16 protein-coding genes are annotated in these 21,355 nt (G+C 71.6%); 9 read left to right on the top strand and 7 right to left on the bottom strand.

Annotation, left to right across the window (positions count from 1 at the left end; genetic code table 11):
- Positions 1 to 103: 103 nt before the first annotated feature.
- Complete coding sequence (locus OHB21_RS26130; protein WP_228791791.1) at positions 104 to 1,108, top strand: polysaccharide deacetylase family protein; 1,005 nt, start codon at positions 104 to 106, stop codon at positions 1,106 to 1,108.
- Positions 1,109 to 1,247: 139 nt separating this feature from the next.
- Here OHB21_RS26130 and OHB21_RS26135 read toward each other — a convergent pair whose 3' ends face one another.
- Entirely contained in the window at positions 1,248 to 2,117 is an 870-nt protein-coding gene (locus OHB21_RS26135) for an aminoglycoside 6-adenylyltransferase (protein ID WP_170160841.1), read from the bottom strand.
- A 411-nt stretch (positions 2,118 to 2,528) separates the two neighbouring features.
- Here OHB21_RS26135 and OHB21_RS26140 point away from each other — a divergent pair, with 411 nt between their 5' ends.
- Positions 2,529 to 3,242 carry a hypothetical protein gene (locus tag OHB21_RS26140; RefSeq protein ID WP_195126305.1) on the top strand — a complete coding sequence of 238 codons (714 nt, stop codon included), beginning with the start codon at positions 2,529 to 2,531 and terminating at the stop codon, positions 3,240 to 3,242.
- A gap of 4 nt (positions 3,243 to 3,246) precedes the next feature.
- Here the strand turns inward: OHB21_RS26140 and OHB21_RS26145 are convergent, their stop codons facing one another.
- Positions 3,247 to 3,396, bottom strand: a complete 150-nt coding sequence (locus tag OHB21_RS26145) for a hypothetical protein (protein ID WP_170160842.1) — start codon at positions 3,394 to 3,396, stop codon at positions 3,247 to 3,249.
- 218 nt (positions 3,397 to 3,614) lie between these two features.
- Here OHB21_RS26145 and OHB21_RS26150 point away from each other — a divergent pair, with 218 nt between their 5' ends.
- Complete coding sequence (locus OHB21_RS26150) at positions 3,615 to 4,832, top strand: alpha/beta hydrolase family protein (RefSeq protein WP_067511474.1); 1,218 nt, start codon at positions 3,615 to 3,617, stop codon at positions 4,830 to 4,832.
- A gap of 164 nt (positions 4,833 to 4,996) precedes the next feature.
- Here the strand turns inward: OHB21_RS26150 and OHB21_RS26155 are convergent, their stop codons facing one another.
- Entirely contained in the window at positions 4,997 to 6,463 is a 1,467-nt protein-coding gene (locus OHB21_RS26155) for an SDR family oxidoreductase (RefSeq protein ID WP_067511473.1), read from the bottom strand.
- Between the two features lie 157 nt (positions 6,464 to 6,620).
- On the opposite strand from OHB21_RS26155, the gene OHB21_RS26160 reads away from it, so the two are divergent.
- Positions 6,621 to 7,121 carry a DUF6764 family protein gene (locus OHB21_RS26160; RefSeq protein WP_067511472.1) on the top strand — a complete coding sequence of 167 codons (501 nt, stop codon included), beginning with the start codon at positions 6,621 to 6,623 and terminating at the stop codon, positions 7,119 to 7,121.
- Positions 7,122 to 7,140: 19 nt separating this feature from the next.
- Here the strand turns inward: OHB21_RS26160 and OHB21_RS26165 are convergent, their stop codons facing one another.
- Positions 7,141 to 7,653, bottom strand: coding sequence for a MarR family winged helix-turn-helix transcriptional regulator (locus OHB21_RS26165; protein ID WP_232331831.1), 513 nt, complete (start codon positions 7,651 to 7,653; stop codon positions 7,141 to 7,143).
- Positions 7,654 to 7,719: 66 nt separating this feature from the next.
- On the opposite strand from OHB21_RS26165, the gene OHB21_RS26170 reads away from it, so the two are divergent.
- From OHB21_RS26170 to OHB21_RS26185, 4 genes are all read left to right on the top strand, one after another.
- Positions 7,720 to 9,780, top strand: coding sequence for an MMPL family transporter (locus OHB21_RS26170; protein WP_195126304.1), 2,061 nt, complete (start codon positions 7,720 to 7,722; stop codon positions 9,778 to 9,780).
- 83 nt (positions 9,781 to 9,863) lie between these two features.
- Positions 9,864 to 11,729 carry a cutinase family protein gene (locus tag OHB21_RS26175; protein ID WP_067511471.1) on the top strand — a complete coding sequence of 622 codons (1,866 nt, stop codon included), beginning with the start codon at positions 9,864 to 9,866 and terminating at the stop codon, positions 11,727 to 11,729.
- Positions 11,730 to 11,786: 57 nt separating this feature from the next.
- Positions 11,787 to 13,781 carry a serine/threonine-protein kinase gene (locus OHB21_RS26180; RefSeq protein ID WP_228791790.1) on the top strand — a complete coding sequence of 665 codons (1,995 nt, stop codon included), beginning with the start codon at positions 11,787 to 11,789 and terminating at the stop codon, positions 13,779 to 13,781.
- An 18-nt stretch (positions 13,782 to 13,799) separates the two neighbouring features.
- A complete protein-coding gene (locus tag OHB21_RS26185; protein WP_228791789.1) occupies positions 13,800 to 15,764 on the top strand; it encodes a serine/threonine-protein kinase in 1,965 nt (654 codons plus the stop codon).
- 18 nt (positions 15,765 to 15,782) lie between these two features.
- Here the strand turns inward: OHB21_RS26185 and OHB21_RS26190 are convergent, their stop codons facing one another.
- The 3 genes from OHB21_RS26190 to OHB21_RS26200 all read right to left on the bottom strand — a co-directional run bounded on the left by OHB21_RS26190 (position 15,783) and on the right by OHB21_RS26200 (position 19,020).
- Positions 15,783 to 17,207, bottom strand: a complete 1,425-nt coding sequence (locus OHB21_RS26190) for a molybdopterin-dependent oxidoreductase (protein ID WP_407675260.1) — start codon at positions 17,205 to 17,207, stop codon at positions 15,783 to 15,785.
- 458 nt (positions 17,208 to 17,665) lie between these two features.
- Positions 17,666 to 18,319, bottom strand: a complete 654-nt coding sequence (locus OHB21_RS26195; RefSeq protein ID WP_067511468.1) for a fasciclin domain-containing protein — start codon at positions 18,317 to 18,319, stop codon at positions 17,666 to 17,668.
- Between the two features lie 113 nt (positions 18,320 to 18,432).
- Entirely contained in the window at positions 18,433 to 19,020 is a 588-nt protein-coding gene (locus tag OHB21_RS26200) for a hypothetical protein (RefSeq protein WP_067511491.1), read from the bottom strand.
- Between the two features lie 206 nt (positions 19,021 to 19,226).
- Here OHB21_RS26200 and OHB21_RS26205 point away from each other — a divergent pair, with 206 nt between their 5' ends.
- Positions 19,227 to 21,281: a TerD family protein gene (locus OHB21_RS26205; protein ID WP_195126313.1), complete on the top strand. Its 2,055-nt coding sequence runs from the start codon at positions 19,227 to 19,229 to the stop codon at positions 21,279 to 21,281.
- Positions 21,282 to 21,355: the final 74 nt, after the last annotated feature.

The raw sequence follows: 21,355 nt of genomic DNA on the forward strand, positions 1-21,355 counted from the left end.
ACTTTCGTGTCGAGTGCCCCTACTATTCACAAAACTCGGTGCGGAGACGGGCTTTTGCGGGCATATGTCTCCGAATCGAATCCCTGGCGCGTACCGTGAGCCGATGGCAAGGCATTCGATGCCCGTGCGACGGCTCGCGATGGTCACCGCGACGGCCGCCGCGCTCGCGGGGTGCGTCGGCGGCGAGGCCGCCGAACCGCCGTCGGCTCCGGCCACCGCTCCCGCCACCACGGCGCCGTTCGACCCGGCGGCGGTGGGCGCCAACGAACTCGGGCTCGTGCCGGTGCTGATGTATCACCAGATCACGCCCGACCCGGCGGGCGAATACGACCAGACTCCGGAGGAGTTCCGCGCCGAACTCGCCCGCCTGTACGCGGAGGGGTATCGGCCGGTGACCACCGCCGACTACGTCTCGGGTGCCCTCGATCTGCCCGCGGGCACGCATCCGGTGGTGCTGACCTTCGACGACTCCACCCTCAGTCAGCTCCGGCTGACCGAATCCGGGGCGCCCACACCGGATTCGGCCGTGGGCATCCTCGAAGAGTTCGCCGCCGCCCATCCCGGGTTCGCGGCCACCGCCTCGTTCTACGTCAACGATGAGCCCTTCGGGGGCGATCCGCGCGCCCTCGCCTGGTTGGCCGACCACGGGTACGAGATCGGCGCGCACACCGCCACACACGCGAACCTGGCCCGGTTGGACGCGCACGGAGTGCAACGCGAAATAGTCCTCAATATCCGTGCCATCCAAGCCGCCACCGGAGGTGCTCCGGTGCGCACCATGGCCTTGCCGCTGGGTATCGCCCCGTCGGAGCCCTGGCTGGCGAGCGCGGGAGCGTGGGACGGCACCACCTACACCTTCGACGCGGTGCTGCTGGTCGGCGCGGAACCCGCTCCGTCACCGTTCGGCGCGTTCGACCGCGGTGGTGTGCCGCGCATCCGTTCGGGGCGCGGCGAAGTCGCCTTCGATTCCGGCTACTGGCTGGACCGGCTCGCCGCCGACCCGGCTGCCCGTTACACCTCCGACGGCAACCCCGACCGGATCTCCTTCCCCCGCAACCTGACCGGTGAGCTCGGCGCGGCCTGGGCCGAACGGGCCCATCCGTACTGACGGCTCTCGGTTCCGGTGCTACCGACCAGGTGCCGCGCCGATCCTGCTCGGACTCGCGCGTCCGAGATCCTGTGCCGACGACGGGGTCGAACCGGTTTGGAACGCCGACTTTCCGGGACGACGGGGGCAGAGCCACGCGTCAGTGCCGTGCCGAGTCCAGGGCGACCCAGCGCGCCCGGTGCGCGTCCAGGATCCCGCGCACGCCCGCGACGGTTTCGGACCGGCCGGAAAAACCTTGCCGCGCCGCGACTTCGGCGGACACGTCGGCGAACAGCGCCACCGTCGCGTCCAGCGCGCGCCAGGAATCGTGCGCGTCGAACCGGCCGAACACGTCGTGCAGCCGGTGGATGAGCCCGGCGGGCAACCATTCCGGCATGTGGTGGCCGAGGTACCACGGGTCGCGCGGTTCGGCGGGGTCGGTCACCGCGTACCACTCCAGCATGCGCAGCAGGCATTCCTTCATGGTGTTGTCGCGGAACTTCGCCACCCACAGTTCGCCGCGATTCAGGTAGATCGGCACTTGTGTGGCCTCGAACCAGAATTCGTCGGTCACCTCGCGGAACTCGGCGGCCGACGGCGGGTCCGGGACCGGCCGCGCATCGCGCGGCGCGGGTAGTCGCGCGGCGATGCCCGTGCGATCCAGGTGGACCAGATAGCCGCGCTTGTACAGATCGTCCAGCCCGTCGCGGGCCATGTCCGCCAGGCGTTCCTCGCCGGCGATCGTGAAATCCACTTTGCGCCCACCGGCGTAGACCACCAGCAGGGGAGCGGGCCACGGATCGTCCTCCTCGAACATCACCCGCAGCAGCACCGACCCGAATTCGCCGATCCAGTCCGGTGTGTCGTGCAGGTCGCGCCAGTGCGGCGTGATGATCTCCAGATCCAGATCGGAGTACTCGTCCACGCGTTCGCCGCGGGCCCGCGAACCGGTCTGGATCAGCGCGGTGATCCGGTCGTCGCCGCGCGCCCACGAGACGATCGCGGTGAGCAGGGCGTCGGCGTCCTCCATGGACATGACGCTACCAAGGGGAAGGATCCGGGCGAGCCAGCTGGGATCCGGGCTGAAGCCGGGGGACCGGGATCCCAGCTGACCTGCTCCGCGATGGCGGGCCGCGTTGGGGGCGGCGCGACCCGTCCTGCAACCCCGGAGCAACCGAGGTGTCCCCATCGTAAGCCGAGGAGTTGCTGTCACCGGGCGAATCGCGGCGATGACACCGTCTCGTGACCAAACGGGCCCGACGTGGCCGATGACACGGTGTTGCGCCGCGTCGCGCGGGTATCCGACACCTGTGTTCCCGGCGCGCGAACCACGCCGCGGACCGGCGGAGGTGGACCGGGTGGCAATGTCGGGGCACACTTCGTGGTCGAGGGTTTTTCGGAGGCCCCGCGCGGGCGCGGGCGGCGAGGGAGGTCGTGGTCGATGATTCGGGAACAGATGGACAAGATCGTGCTGTCGGCGATCGACAAGGGCGCCCGGTGGCAGGTGCCGATCGCCGAACGCTACGGCGAGTGGCTGCGCACCTCGCGCCCGGAGGATTCGCCGGAGCGCATTCTGCAACGCGCCCAAGGGCATTACCTGCTCGCGGTGACCGCCAGCGGTGTCGCGGTGGGCATGTGCGCGGCGGTGCCGGGCATCGGCTTCTTCACGGGTCTGGCCGCGATGGGCGTGGAGACGGTCTTCTTCGTGGAGGCCTCGGTCCTCTACGCGCTCACGGCGGCGAACGCGCACGGCATCGACCCCGACGCCGTCGCGCGCGAGACCGCGCTGGTGTCGGGGATCGTATTCGGGCCCGGCGGTGTGCAATTCGTGGGCAAGCACACCGCGAACGCCGCCAAGGACTGGGCCAACCAGCTCGCGAACCGGATTCCCGGCGTGTCGAGCCTGGGTGACGGCGCGGTGAAGCGACTCGTGGTGCGATCCATCGCGACCCGCAGCGTGCTCGCGTTCGGGCGCGTGGTGCCGGCCGGTATCGGCGCCGTCATCGGCGCCACCGGCAACCGGGTGCTCGCCAGGAGCGTCATCGACAACGCGCGCAACGCGTTCGGACCCGCTCCCGCGCAGTGGGATTCGGGCGAGAAGTCCGTCCCCGGCGCCCCGGGGACGAACGGTCACAAAGTGCTGGACCCCCGCTGACCCGTTACTGCCGCGCCGCCCCGCCGTGCGTGTCCTGGCCCGTGCCCGAGCCGAACATGACCCGCTGCCACCACGGTTCGAGGCGGCTCGGTTCGGGCCAGATCACGACGGCGGGATCGGGTTCGGACTGCTCGGTTGCGGCATTGTCGATCATGCTCGTCTCCTCGACAGGTGGGCCGGACACGCCGCGCACGTCGAGGGGCGGCTCCGAGACTTCCTGTGCCGGAAGGTGAGACTGGACAGGAGGTCAACCCACTTCGTACTCCAGGTGCCGACAATTTTAGCCGCCCATTGTGACGGTGGGGGAAACTTTCCGGGACCGCGTTGGTAAGCCCCCTGGCGTGCGCGGGCCGCCGATGGGACCGTGGAGAGGTGACCCTCGTGACCGGACGGCAGCGCTCGCTCGTCGCACTGCTCGCGGTATTCCTACTGCTCATCGGTGGTTCCGCCTGCGCGACCGAACAGCGCCAGGAACGGTCTGTCGCGGCGCGCGGCGAGGTGGTGTCGGTCGCGCCGATCCTGCGCATGACCACCGACGATGTCACGGCCTACCTCGCCGAGCGCACGATCACGACACCTGTTCGTAACGGCGTGGACGTGTATCGGGTCGTCTATCGCACCGTCGACCCGTTCGGTGCCGACACCACCGCCAGCGGTGTGGTGGTGCTGCCGCGCACCGAGAGTCCGACGGTGCGGGTGGTGAGTTACGCGCACGGCACCATCGTCCGCAAGGACGAAGCGCCGTCGGCCGACGGCGAGAACGATCGCGCGCGGGCCATCCTCTTCGCCGCCACCGGCTACGCGGCCGTCGCGCCGGACTACCTGGGGTTGGGCGAGGGGCCGGGCACCCACCCGTACGCGCACGTGCCGACCGAGGCGAGTGCGTCGGTGGACCTGCTGCGTGCCGCGCGCGCCGTGGCGGCCGACGAGGGCCGGGCCCTCGATCCCGGAGTGCTGGTGACGGGGTTCTCCCAGGGCGGGCAGGCCGCGATGGCGCTGGCTGCGGATCTGCACCGCGATCCTTCCTCGGGATTCACGCCGGCCGCCGTCGCGGCCGTGGCCGGGCCGTACGCGATTCGCGAGGTGCAGACCCCGGCCGCACTGGACGGGCGGATCACCCCGCGCACGGCGGCCCTGTACATGGCGTACTGGATCACCGCGATGAACCGGGTCCACCACTTCTACGACGACCCGGCCGAGGCGTTCCTGCCGCCCTATGACGGCCGTGTGGAGGCGCTGTTCGACGGCGAGCACGACATCGTCGCGGTCGCCACCTCCCTGCCCGCCTCGCCTCAGCAGTTGCTCACCCCCGCCTACCTGGACTGGGCGCGGGAGCCGTCGGGCGCGGCGCTGCGCGCCATGGCGGAGAGCGACGCGGTGTGCGAGTGGACCCCGGCCGTGCCGGTCCGCCTCTACGCCTCGCAGGCCGACCGCAGCGTGCCCGCCGCCAACACCGAGGCCTGTCTGCGCACCCTCGGCGGTGACCGCGCGGAGGCGGTGGATCTGGGGCAGGTGGATCACGGCGGGAGCGTGCTGGTCGCGCTGCCGCGCATCCTCGAGTGGTTCGGCGAGATCGCCGCGCCGTTGTGAATGCCGCGCGGCTCTCGGCCGTGCCGCCGGTGGTCTGGCGATCGTTTCGATCGGAGCACGGCGATCCCCGCATCCGGGCGATCCGGATCCGTTGTCGCTCAACTGTTTCGCGCCCGCCGATCATCGTCCGCCGCCCGAGCATCGTGGGCCGCGCGGCGAGCCGGTCACCGTGGCGCCCGGGTGAGCTCCGCCTTGGCCGTGATGTTGCGGACCATCCCGCCGAAGACGACCGCGTGGAACGGGGTGACCGCGAGCCAGTAGAGGTGGCCCGCCAGTCCGCGTGGTTCGAACAGCGCCGTCTGGCGGTAGACGGATCCGCCGCCGGGCGCCGGCGTCGCCGAGAGCTCGAGCCAGGCCCGGCCTGGCAGGCGCATCTCGGCCCGCAGCCGCAGCACATGGGGGCGTTCCAACGTCTCGACGCGCCACCAATCGAGGGCTTCGCCGCGGCGCAGCCGGTGTGGGTGGCGTCGCCCGCGTCGCAGGCCCACGCCGCCCACGAGCCGGTCCAGCCAGCCGCGGACCGCCCAGGCCAGGGGAAACGAATACCACCCGTGCTCGCCGCCGACCGACTCGATCACCGACCACAGGGTTTCGGGGGCGGCGCGCGTGGGTTGTTCTCGGACATCCCGGTACAGCGATCCACCCGACCACTCGGGGTCCGACGGCAGCGGGTCCGACGGCGCGTAAGCCGGGCCCGCGTCCGACCAGCGAGTCGGGACGTCGAGATCGCGAATCCTGGTCAGCGCCAGTTCGATCGCGGTGCGGACGGGGATCGGCCCGGCGGCGGGGCCGGGGATGATCCGGGAGATGGTCTCCTCGCCGCACACCACGTCGTTGATGAGCGATTCCATCAGCGGCACCGCGAGGGCGCGCGGCACGGGCGTCACGAGATTGACCCACTGGCCCGACAGCCACGGGGTCAGTAGCGGAACGGGGATGATGACGCGGCGCGGCAGACCGGCGACCTCGGCGTACGTGCGCATCATCTGCTCGTAGGTGACGATGTCGGGGCCGCCGATGTCGAACGCGCCGCGCCGATCGGCCGCCACGTCGGCGCTGCGGACGAGGTAGTACAGCACGTCGCGGACGGCGATGGGCTGAACCCGGTTGCGGACCCAGCGCGGCGTGACCATGACGGGAAGTCGTTCGGTGAGGTAGCGCAACATCTCGAAACTGGCCGAGCCGGACCCGATCACGATCCCCGCGCGCAACACCAGCGCGGGCACCGGCCCGGCCAGGAACACCTCGCCCACCTCGGCGCGCGACGCGAGGTGGCGCGACAGCGGCTGCCCGGCGGGTGCGATGCCGCCGAGGTAGATGAGGCGAGAGACCTGGGCCCGCGCGGCGGCCGCGGCCACTCTGGCCGCCGCATCCCGATCGATCTGCCCGAAATCGGCCCGGTCCAGGGCGTGCACGAGGTAGTAGAGCACCTCTCCGCCCTCGACGGCTCGCGCGACGTCCGCGTCACGGGTGACGTCGCCGCGCACGATCTCCACGCGGTCGCCCCAGGGCGAGTCGGCGAGCTTGTCCGGATTCCGGGCGACCACGCGCACCTGATGACCCGCGCGCAGCAACTCCGGGACCAGGCGGCCGCCGATGTACCCGCTGGCCCCGAAGACAACGCATCGCATCCGAGTACCTCCGCTGTGGCAGATCGCATCGTTTTTGCATCGAAATAACGGTATCGTAGGGAGGCGCAGCCGGTCCACCGCGCCGTTCGACGCGATTGCTGTCTCATGGTGGCCACGGCTGGACGGGTCATCGTGGATCGATCGCAGGAGGAATGTCATGAATCATCAGGTTTCGGCGCGCCGCGTGTTCGCGCCCCTGGTCGGCGCGGGCGCGGCCCTTTCGTTCGCGCTGATCGCGGTGCCGGTGGCCGGAGCGCAGCCGGTGGCGGCATGTCCGGCGCCCGGGGCTTCGGCGGTGTCGGTCGACGCGGGGGCGGCGGTTTGCGCCGCGGAGAGCGTGGGCGGTGCCGCGGCAGCCGCCTACGGCCTGGGTGGCAGTGCCAGCGCCGACGCCGGTCCGGCCAGCCTGTCGCTGGCGGTCGCCCAGAACGGCGGGACCGCCGCGTCGAGTTCGGAGTTCCTCTCCGGTCCCGCGGCCATCGCGCTCGGGCCGGGAGCCGTCGTGACGACCCTCGGGGTTCGGCCCGGCCTGTCCATCGGCATCGCCGGACCCGGCGCCACCGTCACCGTCGACGGCGTCGCCGCGCCGACCTGTGCGGGCGGCTTCGGCTTCGCGGGCGATTTCCAGACGATGCAGGGGTGCTTGTCGATGAGATGAGCCCGAGAAGACCCGCGACTCAGGCCCGATCGCGCAGATCGTCGAGGTGGGCGCGCAACGCGGTGATGACGGTGGTGAGGACCTGATGCGCGGTGCGCAGGTCGTCGTCGGAGAAGGACGACATCGCCGCTCGGGTGCGGCGCCCCAAGGGCAGGAAGAAGTCCTGGGCCGTGGCCATGCCGTGGTCGTCGTGGTGCAGCAGGACGCGGCGGCGGTCGGTGGGGTCCGGATCGCGGCGCAGGTGCCCGGATTCGATCATCCGCTCCACCTGGTAGGTGACCGCCGCCGAGGAGAAGCCCATCAGCTTCCCCAACTCGCCCGGTGTGATCGGCTCGCCCTCGAACTCGGCGGTGGCTACGTGCAGCAGCGCGCGGAAGTCGTTGGGCCGCAGATCGTTCCTGCGCGCGAAGACGTGGCCGAGTTGGTCGGAGACCGCGGTGAGCGCGCGCAGGTCCGCGGCGATCTCGGATTCGATCTCCGCGCGCACTGTCGCGTCCGCGATGTCCGGCCCGGGTCGATGCGGTTCCGTCACCGCGACAGCCTAACGGAGTACAAACTTCAGTTGCTTGATTATTAAAAAACTGAGAGAGTTGCCGCCGTGACTCTGTGGGATAGATACGCCTCGTTCGTCACCGCGCACCGATCGTGGTGGTTGCTGGTGGTGCTGGGGGCGGTGGCGTTCGGCGCCATCGGCCTGGTCGGTGAGAACGAGTCGGCCGGTGCCGCGCCCGATTCGCTCCCGCCCGCGAGTCAGTCGGCGCGGGTCGACCAAGTGGCGAGCGAGTTCCCCGGCGCGGACACCGCCTCGGCCGTGGTCGTGGTCACGCGCCTCGACGGTGCCACACTCACCGAGTCCGATATCGCCGCCGCCGAGGGCGCCATCGCTCGCACCGGCGCCGATATCGCCGCCGCGCGAGTGCGGATGGCCCCGGACGGAGTGGCCGCTGTCGGCACCGTCGCGGTGCCCGCCGAACTGAACGGATTCGCGCTCACCGACGAGATCGCGCGGATCCGGGCCGCGGTGGGCGACGGTCTGCCCGCGGAGCTGAAGGCGCAGGTCACCGGTGGTCCGGCCTTCGGCGCCGACATCGCGGATTCGTTCTCGGGCGCGAACACCACGCTGTTGCTGGTCACGGCGCTGGTTGTGGCGCTGTTGCTCATAGTCACCTATCGGTCTCCGGTGCTGTGGCTGATCCCGCTGCTCATCGTCGGCTTCGCGGATCGGCTGGCGACGAGTGTGGGGACGGCGCTCGCCTCGGTGACGGACCTGAGTTTCGACGGTTCGACCTCCGGCATCACCAGCGTGCTGGTCTTCGGTGCGGGCACCAACTACGCGCTGCTGCTCGTCTCCCGCTATCGCGACGAGCTGCGGGTGGAATCCGACCATCGAGTGGCCCTGCGCCGGGCCTGCCGCCGCGCCGGGCCCGCCATCCTGGCCAGCAACCTCACCGTCGTGGTCGCGCTGTCGATCTTGCTGTTGGCGACGCTGCCGAGTACGCGCAGCCTGGGCGCGTCGGCTGCCGCCGGCTTGCTCGTGGTCGTGGTGTTCGTCCTGCTCGGGCTGCCCGCGGCGTTGGCGGTGTGCGGGCGCGGTGTGTTCTGGCCGTTCGTACCGAGGGTCGGCGGTGGCGATCACGCCGAACAGGGTGTCTGGCACACGATCGCGACGCGCGTGGTGCGCGGGCCGGTCGCGGTGGTCTCGGTCGCCCTCGCGGGATTGGCGGTGTGCGCGGCCGGACTGTTCACCGTCGACGTCGGATTGTCGCAGACCGAACAGTTCCGTGTGCGGGCGGAATCGGTCGACGGATTGGCGACCCTGTCGGCGCACTTCCCGGCCGGTTCCGCCGACCCGGTCGTGGTCGTGGCTCGCGGCGACGTCGCGGCGCGGGTGGAGCGTGTGCTGGCCGAGACGCCCGGCGTGCAGCAGGTGAGCGGGACGGGCGAGACGTCGGGCGGACTGTCGCGGTGGGCGGTCGTGATCGACGCGGAACCGCAGTCCGACCGCGCCTTCCGGCAGATCGAGACCTTGCGCGAGCGGCTGGCCGACGTGCCGGGGGCGCACGCGTGGGTGGGTGGCAGCGACGCGGAGGCGCTGGACACGGACGCGGCCGCGAGCCGGGACCGTGCGGTGGTCATCCCGCTGATCCTGGCGGCGGTGCTGGTGATCCTTCTTGTCCTGCTGCGCGCCGTGCCCGCCGCTCTCGTGCTCGTCGCGGTGACCGTGCTCAGTGCGCTGGCGGCGCTGGGGGTGGGTACGTGGGCGAGTGTCCACCTCTTCGGGTTTCCGGCGGTCGACACCGGCGTGCCGTTGTTCGCCTTCTTGTTCCTGGTGGCGCTGGGGGTCGACTACTCGATCTTCCTGGTGGTCCGGGCGCGCGAGGAGACGCCGGGGCACGGCACCACCCGGGGCATCGTCCGCGCCGTCGCCACCACCGGCACCGTCATCACCAGCGCGGGTCTGGTGCTCGCGGCGGTGTTCTGCGTGCTGGGTGTGCTGCCCCTCATCACGCTCACCCAACTCGGGATCGTGGTCGGATTGGGCATTCTGCTGGACACCTTCGTCGTGCGGACGGTGATCATCCCGGCGTTGTTCGCGATCGTCGGCGATCGGATCTGGTGGCCGAGCCGTCCGCGCCGCGCCGGCGCTCTCCAGAAGTGAAATTTGGGCGTTTCAGCCCGCGTGCGGCCTTCGTGCTGGTGAAATGGGTGTGCCCATGATCACATCGCTCGGGAGGTGCCCCGATGGAGCGTGCGCGCACACCGTGCCGGTGGCGGCGCCTGCTCGCCGGACTGGTCCTCGCCGTCCTGGCGGCGGCCGGGCACGCGACGGCCGCCGCCGAGCCCGCGCGGGAGGCGGGGTGTCCGGCCGTGGCGGGTGTCTTCGTGCCCGGCACCTGGGAGACCACGCCGAACGCCGATCAGCACGCCGCCGTCGGCATGCTGGCGCCGGTCGCGCTCGCGTTGGCCGACGAGCTCGGTGAGGGTTTCGCGTTCCGCTTCCCCGCGTACGCCGCCACCGCATTCGATCGGATGCCCTACGGCGACAGCAAGGCGACCGGGGTCGAGGCGGCGACCTCGGCCATCGAGGAGTTCGGGAGGAACTGTCCCGCAACACGATTCGTGCTGGCGGGCTACAGTCAGGGCGCTGACGCGATGGGAGATGTGGCGGCCCGGATCGGCTGCACGGGCGCGCCCATCGCCGCCGACCGCGTCCTCGCCGTCGGGTTGGTCGCCGACCCCCGCCAAGGAACCGGCGGCGCCACGCTCATCGGCCCCCCGGTCTCGGGGCCGGGCATCGCCGGACCGCGTCCCGGCGGATTCTGCGCGGTCGCGCCCGTGACCACCCAGATCTGTGCCGAACAGGACAGGTACTGCTCGGCCGACACCAGCGCGCATCCGTTGCTGGCCGGGCTCGGGCGGCTGCTCTCCCGACCGACCGCGTCGGGGGCGTCCGAACCCGGCGATCCGGCCACCGCCGCCCTGTACAGCACGTTGATCACCGACTTCGACGACGTGCGGCTGGCCGAGTTGCCGACCGACGTCGGGTGGCTGGCCACCGAGGCGCCGCACGCCGCCGCCGCGCACCTGGCCGCCGTCGCGGGCGGGGTGGCGGCGACACTGCGCCCGCTACGCGACATGGCCGCGTGGGCGGGGGATCACGCGTCGGTGCGCGCTGAGTTGACCGGTGTGGCCGGGGCGATTCTCGATGCCGCGAGCGGTTCCGATCTCGACACGGCGCTACGCGCGCTGGCTACGATCGTCGCGCGGAGCGAGCGGCCCGGCGCATTCGACAGCATCGCGAACGCGCAAGCCGCCAACCATGTTTCGGTGAGCATCGCGCCGCTGGTGGAGACACTTGCCGCTCGGCCGGGCGCCGAACTCGACACCGCCGCACGCGCTCTCGCGGACAAGTGGCCTGCCGTCCTGGTGGATCGCGTCGCCGGGGTGGCGGCGCGCGGTCTGGAGTTCGCGGCGAACACCACTGCCATAGTGCACATCCTGAATCGTGCGGCGGGCGCTGTCGGCGGCGGGGACCTGGCCGCCGTCGTGCGGCACGTGCACGACCTGTTCGCGCAATTGGGCCAGGCGTTCGAACCATTGCTGGCCACGGTCGGCGCGGATCTGCGCGAGGTGTCGCGGCTGCTCGGGCTCATCCCCGACGAGAGCGGCGCCACCCGGGTCGCCGCGCAACTGGTGCGCGCGCTCGCCGAGATCGACGCCGCCGCCCTCACCGGACAGGTCGACCTGCTCGAGGCCGATCTGTGGCGGCTGGCCGACGCGGTCGGTCGCGGCGCGCCGCCCCTCGACATCGCCGCCCAGGTGACGGCGCTGCTGCCCACGCTGTTCGGTTTCGTGGGCCTCGCCGTCGACAACCTGACCGGGGCGGCGGGCGCCGAACTCCAGCGCGTCGCGAACACCCTGCTCGGCGCGGCCGGTTCCCAGGACCCGGACTCGGTCGCCCAGCTTCTCGAAGAGGCTTTGAGCACAGCGCTTTTCGTCACTTCGGGAGCGCACCAGAGCTACGGGACCTACGTCGTGGACGCGCAGGGGCGCACGGCCGTGCAGTGGCTGGGCGACTGGTTCGTCGACCGTGCACGGGAGGGGTGAGCGGGCGCCGCCGCCGGGACGGACTGTCCGGTACGCTCCCCAGTCAGGGAGGAACGGATGGTGTCGCTGAGTCCGGGGGACGAGTTCGCGGGGTACCGCATCGTGCGGCGGATCGGTGGCGGCGGCATGGGCGTGGTCTACCTGGCCGAGCACCCGCGCCTGCCGCGCCGCGACGCACTGAAGGTGCTGGACGCCGAACTCGCCGCCGACGCGGAGTTCCGCGCGCGCTTCGAGCGCGAAGCCGAGCTGGCCGCGCGGCTCGAACACCCGAATGTGGTGTCGATCTACGACACGGGCACCGAGGGCGATCTGCTGTGGATCTCCATGCGCTACGTCGACGGGGCCGACGGGGCGCAGCTGCTGGAACGAGGACCGTTGCCGCCCGTCCGTGCGGTGGGGATCGTCGCGGCCGCGGCGCGCGGGCTGGACGAGGCGCACCGGCGCGGGCTGCTGCACCGGGACGTGAAACCGGCCAACATCCTCATCTCGCGCGCCGACGACGGGTCCGACGCGGTGCGCATCACCGATTTCGGCATCGCCCGCAGCATGGAGGCGTCCACCTCGCTGACCTCCACCGGCGGCGTCCTCGCCACCTTCGCCTACGCCGCCCCGGAACAGTTGGCCGGCGCGCCTCTGGACCACCGCGCCGATGTCTACTCCCTCGGTTGCACGCTGTACCAGTTCCTCACCGGCTCCGCGCCTTTCACGGGACGCGGCCCGGCCGCGGTGATGCACGCCCACCTCTACGAACCACCCCCGCGCCCTTCGGCCACCGTGCCCGGTGTGCCACCGGGCTTGGACGACGTGATCGCCCGAGCGATGGCGAAGAATCCGGGTGCGCGGTTCGGAACCTGCGGTGAGCTGGCCGCCGCCGCCCAGCGGGCGTTGGCCGGGGGAGACGGGCGGCGGTCCGGTGGACAGCTGATCGCGGGGTCGGGCGAGCGGGCGGCCGGCTCGGCGTCGCCTGAATATCCGTCTGCGGGGCATCAGGCGCACGGGCATCCCGGTGGCTCGTCGACCGGTGGGCACGGAGTCGCCGGGCAGGGTTCAGGTGGCCCGCACGCGGCCGGAGCGCAGCAGCGTCCTGGACCGCCGGAGAGCCCCTCGACCGGCGGTGCACCCGCAGGTGGGTGGGGTGCGGGCGGTCCTCGGTCCGGCGGGCCGGTCGCCGGGTCGCATTCGGGGCCGTCGACCGGGCAGTGGGCCACGCCGGGTGGGTATCTTCCGGGTGGACCGGCCGCCGGTGGGCAGGGGTCCGGTGGGCCGGCCCGGTTCGGCGGACCCGCGGCCGGTGCGGCCTCGTTCGCTGCGCCACCGAGTGGTGGGTTCTCGGCGGGTGCCCAGCTGACCGGTGGGCTGTCACCGGGTATGCGTCAGGGCGGTGGGTTCCCGGCGGGTGCGCCGCTGAGCGGTGGGCAACCTTCGGGTGGGGGAGTGCAGCGGGTGGCGATCTTGGTCGGGGCGGTGGCGGCTGTTGTCGCGTTGGTGATCACGATCGCCGCGGTGGCCGTGTGGCTCGACGACGACGACGGCGATGTCATTGCCACGCCGACGAGCGAAAACCCTTCGACCACCGCGCAATCCACCACCGCGCAATCCACCACCACGCCGCCGACCACAACAACCTCGGCGGCGGCCGCGTGGGGTGCGGCGGCCTACATCGTGGAGGCGTTCCCGGAACTGCTGCCCGCCGATCCCGAAGGCACCGGCTACCTGGGCATGAGGTGTGGTTTGAACGATGACGAGGGTGCGTGGCTGCACTGTCCCTCCGACGTGGACGACGGGATCAGCGTCAATATCCGCTGCGACCCGTCGGGCCGGCGCGTCGGGTACTCCACCGACGCCACGGGTCTGGCGGGGACGCGGGAGGAGCGGTGGACGCGCCCGTCGGGGAGCGGGATGGTGCGCTGGGCCAGCGATTCGATCGCTGGGTTCGGCCTGCTGGACGTCTCGTTCGACGACGCCGACCGCCATTTCTGCGTCGTGTCCGCGTCGGGCGGCCGCGGCGGCCAGGATGTGTACGACCGCTGGTGGGTCGGCGCGCCGATCTGACGACGAGGGACGAGAACCATGGCGCTGGAACCGGGAACCGTGTTCGCCGGGTATCGCATCGAACGCATCCTGGGGTCCGGTGGGATGGGCACCGTGTACCTGGCGCGGCACCCGCGCCTGCCGCGCTCGGTGGCGCTGAAGGTGCTCGACCTCTCCGCCGGCGCCGACGGCGATTTCCGCATCCGATTCGAGCGCGAGGCGGAACTCGCTGTGCGCCTGGATCACCCGAACGTGGTCGAGGTCTACGATCGCGGGCAGGAGGGCGACCGGCTCTGGATCTCCATGCGCCGCGTGGACGGCAGCGACGTGTCCGACCTGATCCGGCGCGGCCGCGCGGAACTGCCGCCCCGGCGCGCGGTCGACATCATCGCGCAGGCTGCGGCCGGACTGGACGCGGCGCACCACCGGGGCCTGCTGCACCGTGACGTGAAACCGGCCAACCTGCTGGTCGCGGTGGACGACGAGGGCCGCGACCAGGTGTTCGTCACCGACTTCGGTATCGCCCGCAGCCGCGACGACGCCGCCGTCACCGCCAGCGGCGTGCTCGTCGCGACCCTGGCCTACGCCGCGCCCGAACAGATCAGCGGCGACGACCTCGACCACCGCGCCGACATCTACTCGCTCGGCTGCACCCTCTTCCACATGCTCACGGGCACAGTGCCTTTCGCCGGGCCGTCACCGGCCGCCGTGGTCTCGGCACACCTGTTCAACCCGCCGCCCCGCGTGACGGCACACGATCCGTCGCTGCCGCCCGCACTGGACGAGGTCATCGGGAAGGCCCTGGCGAAAGACCCCGCCGACCGATACGCGAGCTGCCGCGATCTCGCCGTCGCGGCGCAACGCGCACTGCCGCCCGCCGATGCGGGACGAGCGGGCTATTCGACCGGGTCGCAAGAACATTCGCCGGGTGGAGCTGGGAATACAGGCCAGCACTCTGTGGGCGGTGGCGCTGCGATGGGTGGCCCGGCTTCCTCTCGCGCGGAGGCATGGTCGACCCCGGCAGCACACGGTGGTGCCCAGCCTGCCGGGGAGGGCGGCGGCCCAGGCATCCACCAGGGAGGGATCCCCGCCGGGCCGGTCGATCCGCCGGGCGCGCGACACGATTCGGGCGCGCGCACTGGATCCGCGCGACGCCCACCCGATTCCGGTGGCGTTGCTGCGACACCCAACACCGGTGCCGGGTCGCTCCAGCACGTCCGGCCCGGCCACGGCGGCGCTGATCCGGTGTCGTTCACCGGGACCGGACCGCAGCACGTACCGCCCGGCTCGTGGGCGGCCCCGCCGGGCGCTGTGCCGCTCACACAGTCCAATAGGAATCAGCCTGCCCCACAGCAGGTTCCAGCGCCCAACCGCCACCGCACCGCGTGGATGGTGCTGGCGGCGGGCGTGGGCGTCCTCGTCATCGCCTTGGTCGCGGCCGTGGCGATCCGCACGGCGGGCGGCTTCGGCGACCGGGCGGACGGTCCACCCACTCCGTTGACCACGACGGCCGCCACCTCGGCCCCTCCCACGGCCACCGCACCGTCCACCACCACCACGAAGGTGGTCGCCCCGGCGTGGGGCCGCAACGGTGAACTCGTCGGCCTGTTCCCCGGCCTGCTGCCCGACACCCCCTCCGGCCGCGGCTTCAACGGCGCCACCTGCACCGGGCTGGACGTGCTGAACAACGGCGGCGCCCCGGCGGTGGAATGTCGCCAGGACAACGGAATCCACTGGTATGTCTGGTCGTTCCGTGCCGGCGATCCGCGCCGCGACTCCACCTTCCGCACCAATATCGACAACGACACCACCCGCGAGGAGGACTGGTCCCGCGACTCCGGCACCGGCAAGGTCCGCTGGACCTACTATCCGGGCGGCAACGCGGGCCTGCTCACGGTCCGCTTCGACGACCCCGGCCGCGCCTGGATCATCGTCGACGTCAGCTGGGACCACCACACCGGACAGGATCTCTACGACCAGTGGTGGTCGAACGCCCCGATCTGATCACGAGCGCAACACTTTTCACTGCACGGTGACAACCCGCGAATGCCACCCGGTCGCCCCGTCGGGGAACGGTGGCGTGCGCTCCTCGGTCTGCACCGCTCCCGTGCCGTCGGTCGCGCGCACGCGCAGGGTGTGCGTGCCGGGGGTGGCGTCCCACCGCCAGTACCACTGTCGCCAAGTGTCGGTGGAGTATTCGGCCGCGAGGGTGGCGGGCTGCCACGGGCGATCGTCCACCTGGACCTCCACGGCGGTGATGCCGCGCCGTTGCGCCCAGGCGACCCCGGCCACCACCACCTCACCGGCGGGCACCTTCCCGAACGAGCCGGGAACGTCGATGCGGGAGGCGGTTTCGATGGGCGCGCGGTCGGCCCACCCGCGGTCGGTCCAATAGGCGGTGGCGCGGTCGAAGCGCGTCAGCTCGAGGTCGACCACCCACTTGGTCGCGGACACGTAGCCGTAGAGTCCGGGGATCACCAGGCGGGCCGGATACCCGTGCTGGATCGGCAGGGGCTCCCCGTTCATGCCGATCGCGAGCAACGCGTCGCGCCCGTCCAGGATCGCGGACACCGGTGTGCTCGCGGTGAATCCGTCGATGCTGCGGGACAGCAGCATGTCGGCGTCGGGCCGCACCCCGGCTTCGGCGAGCAGATCGGCCAGTGGATACCCGGTCCACACCGCGTTGCCCGCGAGGTCGCCACCGACCTCGTTGGACACGCAGGTGAGGGTGACCATCCGCTCGACGGCGCGGCGCCCGCGCAACGCCTCGAAGTCGTAGACCACCTCCCGCTCGACCATCCCGTGCACGCGCAGCCGCCACTCGCCGCTCGGCAGCGCGGGCAGGCGCAGCGCGGTGTCCACACGGTAGAACTGGTTGTTCGGCGTCACGAACCGCGTCACCCCGCCGACCGGCGCCGTCGCCTCGACCGGCGGGGGCGGGGCGGGTGCGTCCACGGCGGGCAGGGCGAACACCTCGCGGTCGCCGACGGAGTCGCGCAGCCGCTCGGTCAGCCACCGCCCGCCCGCCGCCGCGCCGAGCGCGAGCACACCCACCCCGGCCGCCACGCCGAGGAACTTCCGTCGCCCCGGCGCGGTCGGATCGGTCTCGGCCGCATCCATCAGCGCGCGCAGCGCCAGCGCGCCCGCGACAGTGCCGACCAGCGCGGGGAGAGCGAACGACGGCGTGGCGGTGGGCCTTTGGAGCGCCGCCACGAGTGTCACCGCCCCGAGCGCCGCGAGCAGGGCCACCCCGGCGAACCGCCGACGACGCTCCAGCAGTCCGGCGACGGCCGCGCCCACCACCATGACCACAGCCATCGCGAGGAACAGCACCGCTTTGTCGTTGGCGCCGAACTGCCGGATCGCGAAGTCCTTCAGCGGCCGCGGCGTGAGATCGACCATCGTCGACCCGAGCACGAGGAACGGCGACGCGTCCGGATCGACCATCGCCGCCACGAGATGCCCGACCCCGAGCACGGTGGCGGCGCCCAGCACACCGGCCCCGGCCGCCGCGAACCGGCCCGGACCCGGTTCCTCGGTCGCTGGTGGTTCGTCGTGGACGAGTGCTTTCACCGCCATACCTCCGCACGTACGCCCGGCGCGGCTGTCGTGTTCTCCAGCCTAGGCACTTTCGCTGGGTTCGGCCTTCTACGCCGGTACCGACGGTCAGGTGTAGACCTACCGTTGGCGTATCGATCGTTCTCTGTCGGCATACGGTGCGTTCGTTCCGCTCGCGGCACACGGCTGGCCCGGTCGCTTGTGGTTGCTTCGGGCGCGGGAAGGCGGGTGCCCACCCGAGCCGCGGCACGTATCTGTGCGCGCGGCCCGGCGCGGGGCGCGTTCGGCGGGATCCGATCGAGGCTCGATTGCCTCGACAAAGCGTTGCTCACCCAGCGTTTGCTACCTCAGGCCGGCGGCATCAGCACGGTGTCGATCAGATACACCGTGGCATTCGCGGTCTGCACTCCACCGCAGATCACCGACGCGTCGCCGACGGTGATGGTGTCGCCGGAGCGGGTCACGGTCACCTCGGACCCCTCGACCGTCTCGTGGCTGCCCGCGATCCGATCGGGCGCGATCTGGCCCGGCACCACGTGGTAGGTCAGGATGCCGGTGAGGGTCTCGGAGTCGGTGCGCAGCCCGTCGATGGTCTCCGGCGGGATCTTCTCGAACGCCGCGTCCACCGGCGCGAACACGGTGAACTGCCCGCCGTTGAGGGTGTCGACGAGGTTCACCTCGGGGTTCACCTGGCCCGACACGGCCGCGGTCAGCGTGGTGAGCAGCGGGTTATTGGACGCGGCCACCGCGACCGGGTCCTGCGCCATCCCGCTCACCGAGCCCGCTCCGGTCGGCACCTGCTCGGCGTAGGCGGCGCAGCCCGGTCCCACCAGGTTCGCGGCCGCGCCCATCTCGGTGGTGGTCATCGTGGTGGTGGGGGCGGCGGTCGTCGTGGTGGCGCTCGCCTCGCCGTCGGATCCGTCGTCGGTGCAGCCCGCCGCACCCGCCACCGCGGCGGCCAGCACCGCGGCCGTCGCGAGCGTGCGTGTCATGATCGTCATAGCTTCTGTCCTCCGTCGCGCGGCCTCGGGCCGCCTGGATGAGTTGACGGAAGGGACTTCGCGCAGCACCGCGCGGCGGTTTGGTCGAAACCCGCATCGAATATGAATCGAAACTAGGCGTTCTCGCGCGCCCGCAGGTAGGCGATCCCGCGCGGCGACAGCCGGTAGCCCACCCCGAGGCTGTGGGTGAGGCCGAGGTTCTTCAGCTTGCGCACGTCGATCTTGAACCGGTCGGGCTCCCGGCCCAGCCGCTCGGCCAGATCCGGCGCGCGGGTCGCGGGCATCTGCTCGATGATCCGCAGCGTCGCCAGCGTCCACGGCCCGTCCGCACCGGACCGATCCATCCGCTCGAGCTTGCCACTGATCGCGGCGACGTCCTCGGCGGACAACTGATCCGCGTGCGACAGTTCTTCTCGCGGGTCGGGGCCCTCCGCCACCCGGATCCGCAACATGTACACCGGGGCACCTTCCTCGCCCCGCAGGTCGGCGACCATGTGCGCCACCGACCGGTATCCCGCCGCCCGCACGTCCGCCAGCCGCACCCGCTGCGGGTCCACCTCGGCCATGCTCTCCACCACGATCCGCCCCGCGCCGGTGCGATACGTCCCGCCCGCCGACGCCTGCCGGTGCCGCCACCGCCGGAACAGCACCGTCACCGACCCGTCCCGGATGCCCGCCCAGCGCTCTTTCTCGATCAACATCGCCACACCTCCGAGGGATCGACCGGACCCCCGAATCCTGTCACGGCCGAACCGGGGAACGGTCGGTTTCCTCCCCGCCCATGCCCTAGTTCTCGGCGGAGGCGGCCCCGCGTGCCCGCCCCAGACCGTAGCGTGCTCCGGAAGCTATTCCGGCGTGGTGCTTTTCGAATCGGGGTGTGTGCATGTCGAGGAACGGTGACGGTGCGGTGGCGTGTCCGGCGTTGTCGAAGGGGCAGAACGTGCCGCTGCCCGCCGACGTGGACCGCGTCGACGTCGTCCTCGGCTGGACCGAGACGGAGGTAGAGGTGGACGCCTCGGCGCTGCTGCTCGGCGCCGCGCGCACGGTGGCCTCCGACGCCGACTTCGTCTTCTACAACCAGCCGGAGTCGTCCTGCGGTGCGGTGCGCTTCCTCGGGGTGAGCGCCACGGAAGAGGGCGCGCAGGCCCGGATCGCCGTCGACCTGGGAGCGCTCCCCGAATCGGTGCACACCGTCGCGCTGGCCGGGAGCCTGTCCGCCGGGACGTTCGGCGCGCTCGGCAAGCTCACCCTGCTGGTCGTGGACGCGGCGGGGCAGTCGCTCGCGGAGTACGTCACGGCCGACGCGACCACGGAGTCGGCGTTCGTCTTCGGCGAGGTGTACCGGCGCGACGGCGCGTGGCGGGCGCGCGCGGTCGGCCAGGGGTGGGACTCGGGTCTGGCCGGGCTGGCGACGGATTTCGGTGTGGCGGTGGACGACGATCCCGTCGAGGACGTCGAGAATGATCTTGCCCGGGAAGTCGAACATGATCCTGCCGGGGAAGTCGAAACTGCCGCTCGGGCAACGGAAACCGCAGCCGAGGCAACGGAGCCCGATTCGTCGAGCGCGCCGGAGCCCGCCCGCCCCGCGGCGCGCATGCCCACCCGCGCCCGGGGCATCCGCACCGCCAAGAAGGCCGTGAAGAAGGCCAAACCGCCGGAATTCAAACTGGCCGAATCGGAGACGTGGCAGCCCGCGCGCCTGTTCTCCGTGGTCGGCGTGGGCGCGGGCGAGGAGCAGGAGCGCCGCGCCACCTCGGCGCTGCTCGCGACCATGCAGGCGGTCCGGCCCTTCGCGCGAGCGCTGTGCGCTCGAATGGGCGCTCCGGCAGGTGCTTTCGAGGCGTACGTCGAGGTGCAGTACGAGCGGGGCGAGACGAAGGTGATCCCCGACGCCGTGCTGAAAGTGATGCGAGGCAGCCGGACCTGGACCGGATTGCTCGAGGTGAAGACCGGCAACGGCAAACTCCGCCGCGACCAGCTGGAGAGCTACCTCGACGTGGCGCGCCGCAAGAAGTACGACGTGGTGGTGAGTCTGTCCAACGACGTGCCGGCCGGGCCGGGCGAGCTGCCGGTGGAGGTGGACCGCCGCAAGCTCGCCAAGGTCGAGTTGCGGCACCTGTCGTGGGCTGAGGTGGCGCACGAGGCTCGGATGCTGTTGTCGCACGGCGGTATCGAGGAGGATCTGCACGCGTGGCTGCTCAGTGAATTCCTGCGCTACCTCGACCACCCGCGGTCCGGCGCGACGGAGTTCGTGGACATGGGGCGGCACTGGGTGGCGGTGCGCGACGCCGTGACAGCGGGGACGCTGCGCGCCGGCGATCAGAAGGCGCTGGCGGTGGCCGACACCTGGGTGTCACTGTCCCGCCATCTCGCGCTGCGGCTCACCGCCGAACTCGGCGTCACCGTCAAACACGTTCTGCCGCGCAAACATCGGGCCGATCGCGCGGCCCGCAACGCCGCGGTCGCCGAGCGGCTCGCGGCCGACGGCGTATTCGAGACCGTGTTGCGCATCCCGGACACGGCGGGCGATCTGATCGTCGCCGCCGACGTGCGCACCAACAAGGTCCGCTGCCGCACCACCCTCGACGCCCCCGACGAGGGCACGGCGGCGCGGCGCGTTTCCTGGCTGGTCAAACAGCTCGACGGCGCACCGGTCGATCTCACCGTCGAAGCGGTGTTCTCCGAACGCGGCAACGAGGCGTGCGAACTCCTCGACACCGTGCGCGCGAATCCGAAATCGCTCACCGAGGGACGCGGCGGCACGCTCACCTCGTTCTCTCTAGAGCGCACGTTCCCCATGGGCAGCCGCCGGTCGGGCACCGCCGCGAGCTTCATCACCAGCGTCACCGCCGCCACCGACACCTTCTACGGCACGGTCGTGCAGCCGTTGCGCGGTTGGGTGCCCGCCGCGCCGAAACAGGCCGAGCAGCCGCGTCCGGAACCTGTCGCCGACGAGGAGTGAGGCCCTGGGTTCGCGCGGCCGACATCGGAGCCGGAGGTAATTGCCGGTACAGCAATCTTCTTGCCGATACCGCA

It is taken from the genome of Nocardia puris (assembly GCF_036051655.1).
In the GTDB taxonomy this organism is placed as follows: domain Bacteria; phylum Actinomycetota; class Actinomycetes; order Mycobacteriales; family Mycobacteriaceae; genus Nocardia; species Nocardia puris.